The organism is Bacillus sp. FSL K6-1218 (assembly GCF_038006445.1).
Lineage (GTDB): Bacteria > Bacillota > Bacilli > Bacillales > Bacillaceae_G > Bacillus_A > Bacillus_A thuringiensis_S.
In genome coordinates this window covers 579,126-593,357 of sequence record NZ_JBBOVE010000001.1, presented here as the reverse complement: position 1 = coordinate 593,357, position 14,232 = coordinate 579,126, and the positions used below count along the sequence as shown (strand labels likewise).

Below are 14,232 nucleotides of genomic sequence, written 5' to 3'. Positions count from 1 at the left end.
TTTTCTCTCTTGACTTCACATCAATATCTCTTCTTTGCTACGAATGGTGAAAAATTGGTATACTATAACCAAATTATGGAGGTGTTCTCGCGATGACTCATTATAAAGACGATAGTTATGCCTTACATACAGACCTATATCAAATCAACATGGCTTATACATATTGGAAAGATGGTATTCATAATCGCCGTTCTGTTTTTGATTTATATTTTCGAAAGCTTCCATTTGAGAACGGTTACGCTGTTTTTGCTGGCCTTGAGAAAATTGTAGAGTACATAGAAAATTTCAGTTTTACTGAAAGCGATATCGCTTATTTAGCAGAATTACAATTTGAAGAAGAATTCCTTCATTATTTACAAAATATGAAATTCACTGGGACGATTCGCAGTATGCAAGAAGGTGAAGTTGTATTTAATAACGAGCCTTTATTACGTGTTGATGCACTACTCGGTGAAGCACAAATTATTGAAACCGCCCTCTTAAATATTGTGAATTACCAAACATTAATTGCAACAAAAGCTGCTCGTATGAAACATGCTGCAAGTAATGATGAGCTTTTAGAGTTCGGCACAAGACGTGCCCATGAGTTTGATGCTGCCCTTTGGGGGACACGCGCTGCCTTTATTGGTGGTTTCTCCTCTACAAGCAACGTTCGTGCCGGAAAACGCTTCGGGATCCCTGTAGCTGGCACACATGCTCACTCTTTCGTTCAAGCATATCGCGATGAATACGTCGCATTTAAGAAATACGCTGAAACTCATAAAAAGTGCGTCTTTCTCGTTGATACATATGACACATTAAAATCTGGTGTTCCAAATGCGATTCGTGTCGCAAAAGAATTTGGAGATCGTATTGATTTCTATGGTATTCGTCTTGATAGTGGTGATATGGCTTATTTATCTAAAAAGGCAAGAAAACTACTAGATGAAGCAGGATTTACAAATACAAAAATTATCGCTTCTAGCGATTTAGATGAATACACAATTATGCACCTTAAATCTCAAGGAGCCAAAATTGACGTATGGGGCGTTGGGACAAAGTTAATTACGTCCTTTGAACAACCTGCATTAGGAGCTGTTTACAAACTAGTTGCGATTGAAGATACTGGTGGAAAATTAAATGATACGATTAAAATTTCATCTAACCCTGAAAAAATCACCACTCCAGGACTGAAACGAATTTATCGTATTATCAACCGTGTTAACGATCATGCAGAGGGTGATTATATTGCGTTAGATTCTGAAGAACCCGGAAAAGAAGAGCGCTTAAAAATGTTCCATCCAGTTCACACATATATAAGTAAATTCATAACAAACTTTGAAGCCCGTGAACTGCATAAAGACATTTTCGTTAACGGTGAAAGAACATATGAACTACCAAGTATATTAGATATTCAACAATATAATGAACAGAGTCTCGCTCTATTTTGGGAAGAATATATGCGCACTTTAAATCCCGAAGAGTATCCTGTCGATTTAAGCCAAGAGTGCTGGGATCATAAAATGAATTACATTCAAACTGTTCGAGAACAAGTTGAAAAAAACATACAAAAATAAACAGAGAAGTTTCCCCTTCTCTGTTTTTTCAATACTATATGGATATTTGTAAAAAATATATTAAAATAATAAGACGAATGTTTTTTATTTGTAAATTTTAATATTATACTATTTAAAAGTAAAATAATATTTGATATTATTTTATTGAATCAATTTCAACAAAATAACCAATAAAAAAGAGGACGCAGATTGCGTCCTCTTTTTTATAAATCTTTCACTCGTAATACACGCATTGCATTTAACACTGCAAGTAGTGTCACACCAACATCTGAGAAAACAGCTTCCCACATTGTTGCAATACCAAAGGCACCAAGTAATAAAACGATCCCTTTTACACCTAAAGCAAAGATGATATTTTGCCACACTATACTTCTTGTGCGTTTTGCAATTTTTACAGCGGTCGCAATTTTTGAAGGCTCATCAGTCATAATAACGATGTCTGCCGCTTCAATTGCTGCATCTGATCCTAAACCACCCATCGCAATACCAACGTCCGCACGGGCTAATACTGGTGTATCGTTAATACCGTCACCAACGAAGGCAATTTTTTCTTTTCCGTGCTTCACTGCATCAATTTTTTCAATCTCTTCTACTTTTTGTTGCGGTAGTAATTCCGCATGAACTTCATCTAATCCTAATTCTTTACCGACAGCTTCACCCACTGGTTTTGCATCACCAGTTAACATTACTGTCTTTTTAATACCTAGTTCTTTTAACTTTTGAATCGCTTGTTTCGAATCCTCTTTTACCTCATCAGAGATAACAATATAACCTGCATATTTTCCATCTACAGCAACGTGAACTAATGTACCTACTGTTTCTGGTTGTTTAAATTCAATATTTTCTTTTCTCATTAATTTTGCATTACCTGCAAAAATTTCTTTTCCTTGTACTTTTACGACTGTACCGTGACCAGAAATTTCGTTATAATCATCGATTATTTTTTCATCAATTGATTTTCCATATGCCTTTCGAATAGATTGGGCAATTGGATGATTAGAATACACTTCAGCAAATGCCGCATACTCTAATAACTCCTCACTTGTAGTACCTTCGCTCGGTTCCATTTTTGTAACTTTGAAAACACCTTTTGTTAATGTTCCTGTTTTGTCAAAAACAATATATTTCACATCATTTAAAGCTTCTAAATAGTTACTTCCTTTTACTAAAACCCCACTTTTAGATGCACCACCGATACCTCCAAAGAATCCAAGAGGAATGGATACAACTAGCGCACATGGACAAGAGATTACTAAGAACACTAAAGCTCTATAAATCCACTCAGAGAATGTAGCTCCTTCTAAAATAAGTGGTGGAATAAACGCCATGATCGCCGCTGTAATAACTACAACTGGAGTGTAGTAACGCGCAAATTTCGTAATGAAGTTTTCTGTTGGTGCTTTTTTACTGCTTGCATTTTGAACTAAATCTAAAATTTTCGATACAGTTGATTCACCGAATTCTTTTGTAACTTCAACTGTCAATACACCATTTTGGTTCACAAAGCCACTTAATACATCATTTCCAACTTCAACTTCACGCGGCACAGATTCACCAGTTAATGCTGAAGTATCTACCATTGATGTTCCTTCAATTACTTTTCCGTCTAATGGTACTTTCTCACCTGGCTTAACGATAATATAATCGCCAATTTGTACATCTTCTGGTGATACTTGTTTCGTTTCATTTCCAACCTTTATATTTGCATAATCAGGACGAATATCCATTAATGAAGTAATTGATTTTCGAGAGCGGTTTACCGCAATGCTTTGGAATAGTTCTCCTACTTGATAAAATAGCATTACTGCTACAGCTTCTGAATATTGCTGAATTGCAAAAGCTCCTACAGTTGCAATTGCCATTAAGAAGTTTTCATCAAATACTTGGCCACGAGTTATGTTTCTTACCGCTCTCCAAACGATATCTCCACCTATTAATAAATAAGCAAGGACGAATAACGGAATTGTTACCATTTGTGGTAAACCCGCTAATGCAGCAATTGCTGTCAAAATTCCGCCGACCACTAATCTCCCTACCATCTTTTTCACATTTGCTTCACCATGATCGTGACTATGTCCGTGGTCATGACCGTTCTTCTCTTCACGAACAACTTTCACATCTGGCTCTAATTTTTGAACGACATTTGTTATATTTGCTACAGTCGCTTCTAGTTCTCTTTTATTCGCAACTTCTACTCGTAGTTTCTTCGATACGAAATCAACAGTTGCTTCTGAGACAGCTGGCATTTCCTTAACTTTATTTTCAATTTTCATTGCACAGTTCGCGCAATCTAAACCTTCTAATATAAATACTTCTTTAGCAATTTTATTTTTTTGTTCTTCTTGCACTTTAATATGCGGTTCTAATTTTGTAACGAGTTGTTTTGCTTCCGTAACAACTTCGTTTTCTTTATTTTGTGCTGTTTCTAAGATCATTGTCTTTGTTGCGAAGTTTACAGAGCAAGAATTTACTCCTTCTATATTCCCAACACCTTTTTCAATTTTCATTGCACAGTTCGCACAATCTAAACCTTTTAACATCAATTTCTTTTTCACTAATGCTTCAGCCATCGTTCTCCCTCCTCGCGTTCTTTTTATTCTTCTTCGTTTACGTGTTCAAACGCTTGCTCGAAGATATGAATTACGTGCTGATCAGCTAACGAATAATAAACAACCTTTCCTTCTTTACGATTCTTTACAAGTTTCGCTTGCTTTAACACACGAAGCTGATGCGAAATAGATGATTGTGTCATTCCTAATAAATAAGCTAAATCACAAACGCACATTTCAGCTTCAAATAGCGCATGTAATATTCTCGTACGTGTACGATCACCTAATACTTTAAATAGTTCTGCTACTTTACTTAAACTTTCATCAGTTGGAATTGTTTGTTTTACTTGCTCAACAACTTCTTCATGAATTATTGTTTGAGAACATGTCTCTTGTGGTGTTTCTACTTTATTTCCAGCCATTATAGCTCACCTCTTTAATTGAACATATGAACAATCATTCATATATCTTATACTTTTATTATATGAGTACCTGCTCATATGTGTCAATGAAATCTGAATTTTTTTTATGAACATTTTAATAAGGCATATACATATTTTCCGCATCCTCTATATTCTCATACAAAAAAGGATGTACAAGTCGCACACCCCTTTTTACTTACTTTTCATTTTTCACCGCATCCACAATTAAAGAAACAAATCCTAACTGATTATCCCGATTTCTATGGTCAAAACGTTTTGATTTATAAATAAATCCATCTTTCTCATTCCAATCATTATAGTGAAACTTACCCTTCTCATCACAGTATTCTAAGAGCCTCACTTGAAAACCTGCTGATTTAAACATGGACGTGATTGTTTTATAGTTATGAACAATTTTATGATTTGCTGCAGGATGATCTAATGGACCAGGTCCACCTATTTGTACCCCTTGCTGATATTCTTCATCTGGAAAAAATGCATCTGGTACTGCACAACGAATATATCCATTCTCCATTAAAAACTCATAACAAATTTTTGCAGCTTCAATTCCTTCTTCATATGATAAATGCTCCCATACATGTTCTGCCAAAATTATTGATAAAGAATTAGGTTGAAATTTATCCCGCATTAACGGGTAGTAAGACCCCCACCTCAAAACTCAGAGAGAGCAAAGAAGTTAGGTGGGGGATCAACTCCCCGTAAAAGCCCGATTGGTTCAACTAATAATCAGTGGGGGATGAAGAAAACCCCCACTGATTAAAGTTTCACTTTATCAAGCCAAGTTTCTCTTCGTACTAAATTTAATTCTTCTTCATTCGTATGTATCCAACCAGGGTTATTATTATAACCCTCTGCTCCAACAACAATTTTTGTTTCTTCCATTTTGCTCCCACCCCTTTTTTCATATTCCGACATAAAAATTCAACAAAGTAATATATGTTCCCTTTATTTCAACAAAAGAAAAAGCCTTGCGCGCTCCCTAGACGCACAAGGCTTACTGTGTTATATCCCTTTAATTAGCTTGATCTAAATTATCCTGCGAACTTCTATCGTCTTTTAAATGACTATGTTTTTTCGAATAAACAAAGTATACAACTACTCCAATTGCTAACCAAATACCAAAGTATATCCATGTTGTTAACGGTAAATTTACCATTAAGAATAGACAACATGCAATTGAAATAATCGGTAAGATCGGTACAAGTGGTACCATAAATCCACGTTGTAATTTCGGATGCGTTTTACGAAGAATGATAACAGTTACACCAACCATGGCGAATGTTAATAACGCTCCAATATTCGCTAAATTCGACAATTCTTTTAAATCGATAAATCCAGCAATTAAAGCACTACCAATTCCTGTTAACCAAACTGAAAATGTTGGCGCTTCAGTCTTCTTGTTAATTTTCGCAAAAGATTTTGGTAATAAACCGTCACGGCTCATTGCGAAGAATACACGTGTTGTCGCATAAATGTAAGCGAAAATTACAGCCATAATACCAATTACAGCTCCAATTGCAATTACACCAGCCACTTTATCTTGTCCTACAACTTCTAACACATATGCCATAGCTTCAGGTACATCTAATTCCTTATAAGAAACCATACCTGTCATAACGAGACAAACTACAACATAAATGATTGTACAAATAACTAACGAAGCAATAATACCAATTGGTAGATCACGTTGCGGATTTTTTACTTCTTCAGCAGAAGTTGCTAATGCATCAAATCCTAAGAAAGCAAAGAATACTGCTGCTCCCCCTGCGAACACTCCACTTAAACCGTAAGGTGCAAATGGTATCCAGTTTTCTGGTTTCACGTAGAATACACCAACTGCAATGAATAAAACAACAATACCAATTTTAATTAATACCATTATGTTATTCACACGCTTACTTTCTTTCGTACCTCGTGATAATAACCAAGTTATCACTAACGTAACGATAACTGCTGGTAAGTTTACCATACCACCTTGCGCTGGAATCGTTAGCAACGCTTTTGGAATTTCAAGTCCCAGTCCACTCACTAAATTATTGAAATAACCTGTCCATCCGCCAGCTACTGCGGCAGTCGTTACGACATATACGGATAACAATGTCCATCCCATTAAATGAGCAACAAACTCACCAATTGTTGCATATGAATATGTGTACACACTACCTGAAACAGGAAGTGTAGATGCAACTTCTGCATAACATAATGCTGCAAATCCACAAACAATTGCTGCAATCATAAATGAAAAAATAACTGCTGGACCAGCATCTCTTGCTGCTACTAATCCAGTTAATACTAGAACTCCTGTACCAATTATCGCACCAATCCCTAGCATTGTTAGGTCAAATGCCCCTAGCGTTTTCGTCAAAGTTTTACTTTTACTTTCCCCTAACAATTGCGTAACGGATTTCTTTTTAAATAGGTTGGCCACGATGTATGCCCCCTTTTACTAAGAAGAGCTAAGAGGTATTATCTCTTAGCTCTTATCATGTTGTATTATATATTGTTCGATTTTGTTTTGTATAATGCTTCTATTAGCAAGATACTGTTTCTGCTTCTAATAATTCTTTAGCACCTTTGTACTCTACACCGTGAGCTTCTGCAACTGCTTCAAATGTTACATAGCCATCTAATGTGTTAATACCTTTTAATAATGCAGAGTTGCCTAGGCAAGCTTCTTTGTAGCCTTTGTTAGCAATTTGTACTGCATATGGTACTGTTACGTTTGTTAATGCAAGAGTTGATGTACGTGGAACCGCACCTGGCATGTTTGCAACTGCATAATGAACAACGCCGTGTTTTTCGTAAGTTGGGTTATCATGAGTTGTAATACGGTCAGTTGTTTCGAAAATACCACCTTGGTCAATCGCGATATCTACAACAACAGAACCTGGTTCCATTGATTTAATCATTTCTTCTGTTACAAGTTTTGGCGCTTTTGCACCTGGGATTAATACTGCACCAATTACAAGATCAGACTCTTTAACAGCTTCTGCAATATTGTAAGGATTAGACATTAAAGTTTTTACTTGGTTTCCGAAAATGTCATCTAATTGACGAAGACGTTCTGCGCTTAAGTCGATGATTGTTACATCCGCACCTAGTCCAACTGCAATTTTAGCAGCATTTGTACCAGCTTGTCCACCACCGATGATTGTTACTTTACCACGTTTAACTCCTGGAACACCTGCAAGTAAGATACCTTTACCGCCTTTGTTTTTCTCAAGGAATTGCGCACCAATTTGTGCAGCCATACGACCAGCTACTTCACTCATAGGCGCAAGTAATGGTAATGAACGGTTTTCTAATTGTACTGTTTCATATGCGATAGAAACAACTTTTTTCTCGATTAAAGCTTTTGTTAATTCTGGCTCTGGAGCTAAGTGTAAGTATGTGAATAAGATTAAGCCTTCACTGAAGTGTTTGTATTCGCTTTCAATTGGTTCCTTAACTTTCATAACCATTTCCATGTTCCAAGCTTCTTCAGCTGTATCAACAATTTTTGCTCCCGCTTCAACATACTGAGCGTCTGTGAAACCAGATCCTAAACCTGCACCCTTTTGAATGAATACTTCGTGATTGTTACGAATTAAATGTACAACACCTGCTGGTGTCATTGCCACACGGTTTTCGTTGTTTTTAATTTCTGCTGGTACCCCAATACGCATAATGAAATGCCCCCTTATAATTAACAGAAAAAAGAGATTCTTTTTTCTTTTTGTAATAATTAATAACTTATGTCCTTATTCTAGCATAACTTAAAAGTTATGAAAACGCTAACATACCATTTTTATAAAGTTTATATATTTAGAATAGTGTAAATATATAAAACATTGATTCTATTAGGGGTTTCGTGACATCCCATTATCTTTCACTCAATTTTTATTATACTTCTTCAAAATAAACAGTAATCATTTATTATTTGACAATAATGTAACAATGTAAAAAACTAAGCGATAATGTATACATATACAGTTATTACTTTACTTAATACTTTAGAGATATATTCTTTTCACAAAAAAACAGCTGCTAGCATTTAGCTAACAGCTGGATAACTTATAAATAATTTTGAAAACAAGTCATCTGTCGTTTCAGTAATTTTATCAAACAGACCACTTTCTTCCGCTTCTTGCTCTTTTAACATCTTAATTGTTTCACGTGCATCTTCAGGGTAATCGGTTATGATACCATCTACGTTTAACTTATAATATGCCTTTAAATTTTCCATATCATTTACTGTCCATACGTAAATTGGTTTGTTTAACTTCCTTGCTTCTTTTACTAATTTCTTATTTAACATATATTCTTCTGCTACGTAAAAGTCAGCCTTCACATTCTTTAAGTTAGCTCTACTTGCATACAATATATACCCTACTTTTATATCTGGATTTGCACGCTTAAACTCTTTAATAAGCGGATAGTGTAACGTTTGAATTACACATTGCTTCTCGAATTCATTATCTTTAATTGTTTTTAAGACTTTGTTTACAAAATCTTTTTCGCCCCCATGAAGCTTCACTTCTATATTAAGTTTGATTTTGCCATTTGCTAGTTTAATGATTTCATCAAGTGTACTTATTTGTCCTGAAAGTCCATCTTGACTAAGGGTAAGCTGGCTTAACTCAGCCATCGTTAAATCTGACACATGCACATTGGCATTTGCGAGACGTTTCAGCTTCAAATCATGTATAACCGCTAGTTCACCGTCTTTCGTTTGTAATACATCTATTTCAGCATAGTCTGCTTTTGCATCAATAGCACCTTGCACAGCTTCTTTCGTATTTTCTACGCCTTTTGATATATACCCGCGGTGCGCCATAATAATTGGTTCTTTATACGAATTTGAAATAAACGTTACAATGAAGGCAACAACCATTCCAGCAGTAATAATCCCCACAATATATACGCCAAGAAATTTCCAACGATGTTTTTGGAAGAAACATTTATCTGCTTTCGTTTTCGAATAATCTAACCCTTCTTCTAATAAAACATCTTCAACCGGTACCTTTTGTAAGTATAATCGCGTAATCGCCATAATATAAAATGGCGTCACGATAAAACTAAATAAATACAATGTACTCGTTAAAAATACAGAAATCGTTGATTCAGCTAATAATGCAAATGTTCCTTTCGGGTTTGTAAATTCATAAACACCCCATAGGCACAATAAATACATTCCCAAAAATACGACATATACAATTCCAATTGAAATAAAAAATCCTACTAAAAAAAATAGTACTTTAAAAAAGCTTTCCTTTACTAAAGTTGCACTTTTACGTGCTGCCACGCGAAATGGTTTTTGCTCTAAAACAACAATAGGTAGAACGAAAATCCATCGAAGATTCAAATACGCGACTACAGCAAAGAACGTGTAATAACCAACTTGCCCCATCGTTGTCTTAAACAGTTCTCCTGTAATAAAGTTAGGAATTTGAATTTGCGGGATTAATGCCGTTTCATATCCCATATTTAAAAGAGGCAACAATACGACAGCATATAAAATAAATCCTGGTAAGCAATATGTGAAAAGAGTAGGTAAATACGTTACCGTTTTATATAAAATCGGACGTAATTTCACCTTCTGTCTTTTATGAGCGAAATACGAAATAATAATAAGCACCGCAAATTCCGTAAAGATAAGAAACAGTGCTAGCAATGACAAAATCACGATTGCAAAGATGCCATAAGGCGTCTTTAAAAACGCTAATAATTCATCATTTGTCGCATTTGCATAACCACCAAAATACAATAACTTATTAAAAATGATTCCAAATAGTGGAACAAACACAATCGCTGCTAATAATTTATAAGCAAGTTGAAAAGTTAATACATTCCAAAAAGCAAATTTAACTGTTTGAAAGGAATGTCTCATTACTCCTGGTATAGATAGTTTTTTACGGTGTTGCATATATTCCTCCAAATTCTAAAACGGTATTTGAGATGGATTCCACATTTCCAGTTCTAATCCATCTTTTTAATAATAATATATTCCACTTAACATGAACACTCTTATACATATAATGAAAAAAGTGATGGCTACTTCCCATCACTTTTTCATTTATTCTATTTTTTCTCTAACCCTTGTCCAAATGCTTTCAAGAAGCTAAAACCGAATGTAATAGCTCTATTGATATCTGGATCTTTTAATACTTTAAAGAAATCCATCACTTTTGTTTTTTTACCACTATTTAATTCGTCTGTTGCAAATTGCAATCCTGTAACTAAACTTGACGTAATTTGCTTCGTTATTTCTGGGTCAACTGAAGATAACGCTTCTCCTGCCCCCATCATATTATTTAACGCATTTTTAACGGGTTCACGATTTAATTGCTCCACAGCGATTTTTGAAACATCTTCCTTCGCAACAAGTAAACTAATTGCCGCATCTAATATACCAGCCTTCTGCAACTGTGCTAAAAGCTGCATCGTTTCTTCTACTGCTTCACGATTATTAGATAGCTCATTTAGAAGTTCATCTGCTACTTGCTGTTTCTGTTCTTCCTCTGTTACAACTTTCTTTTTAATTATAGTAATTTCTTTCGCCACTATCTCCGCCCCCTAGTCCACAAGTGATACGTATTGTTTTCTTTGCCATTTTTGCTCGATTTCAACACCGTTTTGCGGATTACGCTTTTTATCTCTCGGGTTTGAAGATGGTAACGGACGATTCCCTTTTTCACGTAGTACACGCATCTTTACCATCGTTTGTTTGTACGCTGGTGTACACGTATAAAGATCTGTCGCCGTTCCAGTTAAAATATTGATTGCCTCTTCATTTACCGTTGCATGCATCGGTAAATATAGCTCTTTCCCCGTTACACGATCTGTAACAAGTGCCTGTACTTTAATTTTCCCAAATGGTGATGCTAATTCTACAAGACCACCATCTTTCACATTACGCTCTAGGGCAAGTTCCGGCGAGATTTCAACGAAAACTTCAGATACTTTAGATAAAATACCAGCCGATTTATTCGTCATATTCCCTTCATGGAAATGTTCTAACATACGACCATTATTTAAAAGTAAATCATACTCATCTGGTGCTACAACTGGTGGTACCCATTCATCTAATGATAGACGAGCTAGTTTATCCGGGAAGTTAAATCCGTCCACATATAATAGTGGTGTATCGCTACCATCATGGCTACCCCAACATAAACTATTCCATCCTTCTAAACGATCGTATGTTGCCTGAGAATATAAAGGTGCAAGCGATGCAATTTCATCCATGATTTCACTTGGATTTTCATAATTCCAGTCCCCGCCAAGTGCACGAGCTACTTTTTGTAAAATCCACCAGTCTGGCTTTGAATCACCAAGCGGCTTCAATACTTCATATAATCTTTGAATACGGCGCTCTGTATTCGTAAATGTTCCCTCTTTTTCTAAGCTTGGTGCTGCCGGTAAAATAACATCAGCAAAACGAGCTGTTTTCGATAAGAACATATCTTGAACAACAAGGAAATCTAAATTCGCTAAAATATGTTGTACATGGTTGGCATTCGAATCTACTAAAGCCATTTCTTCACCCATAACATACATACCACGCAGTTTTCCTTCATCTGCCGCAAGTAACATTGCAATATTATTTAAGCCTGGTGCTTTCGGAATTGTAGTACCGTATGCTTTTTCAAATTTCGCACGGAGCGCATCATCTGAAACTGCTTGGTAACCTGGAAGCCAGTTTGGTAATGTTGCCATATCACAAGCGCCTTGTACGTTATTATGTCCGCGTAATGGATATGCTCCTGCACCAGGACGACGATAGTTACCCGTAACAAGCAATAGATTTGAAATTGCTGCTGAAGTTGTACTTCCTCCAGTATTTTGAGTTACACCCATTCCCCAAAGTACACAAGTACCATCTGCTTCATATACCATACGAGCCATTTCTTTCAGGTTTTCTTTCGAAATACCCGTAATTTCTTCTGTATAATCCAGCGTATACTTTTCTACCATTTTGCTATATTCATCAAAATTCTTCACATTTTCAGCTATGAACTTTTTATCGTGCCAATCTTGATCAATAATATATTTCGTAATACCAGCGAGCCATACGTAATCAGTTCCTTGGCGCGGATGAATGAATAAATCTGCACGCTCTGCCATTTCATGTTTACGAAGGTCCGCCACAATTAATTTTTGGTCATGTAATTTATGAGCACGTTTTACACGCGTCGCAAGTACAGGATGTCCTTCTGTTGGATTTGCTCCAACGATAATGACAAGACCCGCTTCCGCAATATCTTTCACTGTTCCAGCGTCCCCGCCCATACCGACAGTTTTAAATAAACCGTCTGTTGCTGGAGATTGACAATAACGGGAACAGTTGTCTACATTATTCGTTCCATATATTTGACGGGCTAGTTTTTGCATAAGATAATTTTCTTCATTCGTTACTTTTGAAGAAGAAATAAATCCAAATGCATCACTGCCATATTCTGATTTAATATGCTGCATATTGGATGCAACAACTTCAAGAGCCTCTTCCCATGAAGCTTCAACAAACATATCTCCTTGGCGAATTAATGGCTTTGTAATACGATCTTCACTGTTTACAAAATCCCATCCAAACTTGCCTTTTACACATGTGGAAATACCGTTAACCGGCGCATCTGAAACAGGCTGTACTTTCAAAATGTGGCGGTCTTTCGTCCATACTTCAAATGAACAACCTACACCACAAAATGTACAAACTGTTTTTGTTTTATTCACTTTCGTCTTACGCATCGCAGCCTCTACTTCTGAAACAGCTAAAATACTACTATATCCAGGCTCTACATCCTTCACAAAATCAATCATCGGATCTAACACATCCGTTTTCAATCCAGTCATGAATCCAGCTTCACCCAGCATTGTTTTTTCCATTAACGCATTACATGGACATACTGTTACACACTGCCCACAACTTACACAAGATGAGTCATTTATACTTACACCATTGTCCCATATAACACGTGGACGGTCTAAGCTCCAATCAATCGATATAGTTTCATTCACTTGTAAGTTTTGACATACTTCTACACACTGCCCACAAGCAATACATTGATTTGGATCATATCGATAAAATGGATGTGACATATCCACTTCACACGCACTTACTTTCGGCTCATACGGATATTTCTGTTCCTCAATTCCCATCATATGTACTGTATTGTGGACTTTACAGTTACCATTATTGTTATCACAAACGGTACAATACAATAGATGATTCTCTAATATTCGATCCATTGCCTCAGTCTGTGCCTCTTTTGCACGCTGGGACTGTCTTTCGATATGCATACCGTTCTCTAATTTCGTTGAACAAGCACGCAATAACTTTCCATTTACTTCTACAATACACGTATCACAAGTTTGAATTGGATCTACTTCTGGTACATGACAAATTTGAGGATGTTCCAAATTACTCTCGTTAAATAATTGTAGTATCGTCTTTTCACCTGATGCAGAAAATTCTTTACCATCGACGGTTACACGGACTGTCTGTTCTGCCATAGTTTCCCCTCTCCTTACAACCAACTGTACAACACAATTATGAATCCGTTTTCAAAATCGCATTACTGTACATATTTTTGAAACGCTCTACCCAAATACTTTCTTATGAAGTCGATTCTAGATGTTATAAGGTATAACTACGAAAGCTTGAAAATATCACTATTCTACAGTTCTATTATATCGTACATATAC

At 36.0% G+C, this 14,232-nt stretch carries 10 protein-coding genes and 1 pseudogene; 1 reads left to right on the top strand and 10 read right to left on the bottom strand.

What is annotated here, in order from left to right; genetic code table 11:
- Positions 1–92 precede the first annotated feature (92 nt).
- Positions 93–1,556 (top strand): nicotinate phosphoribosyltransferase, encoded by a 1,464-nt coding sequence (locus MHI26_RS03030; RefSeq protein ID WP_061668098.1) that lies wholly within the window; start codon positions 93–95, stop codon positions 1,554–1,556.
- A 203-nt stretch (positions 1,557–1,759) separates the two neighbouring features.
- On the opposite strand, the gene MHI26_RS03025 is transcribed toward MHI26_RS03030, so the two are convergent.
- The 10 genes and pseudogenes from MHI26_RS03025 to fdhF form a co-directional block, all read right to left on the bottom strand.
- The gene (locus tag MHI26_RS03025) at positions 1,760–4,126 is read right to left on the bottom strand and encodes a heavy metal translocating P-type ATPase (RefSeq protein ID WP_061668097.1); all 2,367 of its coding nucleotides are present in this window, start codon (positions 4,124–4,126) and stop codon (positions 1,760–1,762) included.
- A gap of 23 nt (positions 4,127–4,149) precedes the next feature.
- Positions 4,150–4,527, bottom strand: a complete 378-nt coding sequence (locus tag MHI26_RS03020; protein WP_000918378.1) for an ArsR/SmtB family transcription factor — start codon at positions 4,525–4,527, stop codon at positions 4,150–4,152.
- A gap of 196 nt (positions 4,528–4,723) precedes the next feature.
- Positions 4,724–5,170 (bottom strand): annotated as a pseudogene (locus MHI26_RS03015) (class I SAM-dependent methyltransferase); the annotation flags it as partial.
- Positions 5,171–5,304: 134 nt separating this feature from the next.
- A complete protein-coding gene (locus MHI26_RS03010) occupies positions 5,305–5,430 on the bottom strand; it encodes a hypothetical protein (RefSeq protein WP_374213786.1) in 126 nt (41 codons plus the stop codon).
- A 130-nt stretch (positions 5,431–5,560) separates the two neighbouring features.
- Complete coding sequence (locus MHI26_RS03005) at positions 5,561–6,976, bottom strand: amino acid permease (protein ID WP_001284898.1); 1,416 nt, start codon at positions 6,974–6,976, stop codon at positions 5,561–5,563.
- A 103-nt stretch (positions 6,977–7,079) separates the two neighbouring features.
- The gene (gene ald, locus MHI26_RS03000) at positions 7,080–8,213 is read right to left on the bottom strand and encodes an alanine dehydrogenase (protein ID WP_001219742.1); all 1,134 of its coding nucleotides are present in this window, start codon (positions 8,211–8,213) and stop codon (positions 7,080–7,082) included.
- 368 nt (positions 8,214–8,581) lie between these two features.
- Positions 8,582–10,453 carry a glycerophosphoryl diester phosphodiesterase membrane domain-containing protein gene (locus tag MHI26_RS02995; RefSeq protein WP_061666974.1) on the bottom strand — a complete coding sequence of 624 codons (1,872 nt, stop codon included), beginning with the start codon at positions 10,451–10,453 and terminating at the stop codon, positions 8,582–8,584.
- Positions 10,440–10,562 carry a hypothetical protein gene (locus MHI26_RS02990; RefSeq protein ID WP_254905553.1) on the bottom strand — a complete coding sequence of 41 codons (123 nt, stop codon included), beginning with the start codon at positions 10,560–10,562 and terminating at the stop codon, positions 10,440–10,442. The genes MHI26_RS02995 and MHI26_RS02990 overlap by 14 nt, the downstream gene beginning before the upstream one ends.
- A gap of 46 nt (positions 10,563–10,608) precedes the next feature.
- The gene (locus tag MHI26_RS02985) at positions 10,609–11,091 is read right to left on the bottom strand and encodes a DUF1641 domain-containing protein (protein WP_001040508.1); all 483 of its coding nucleotides are present in this window, start codon (positions 11,089–11,091) and stop codon (positions 10,609–10,611) included.
- A gap of 12 nt (positions 11,092–11,103) precedes the next feature.
- On the bottom strand, positions 11,104–14,040 hold the full coding sequence (gene fdhF, locus MHI26_RS02980; protein ID WP_061666975.1) for a formate dehydrogenase subunit alpha: 2,937 nt from the start codon (positions 14,038–14,040) through the stop codon (positions 11,104–11,106).
- Positions 14,041–14,232: the final 192 nt, after the last annotated feature.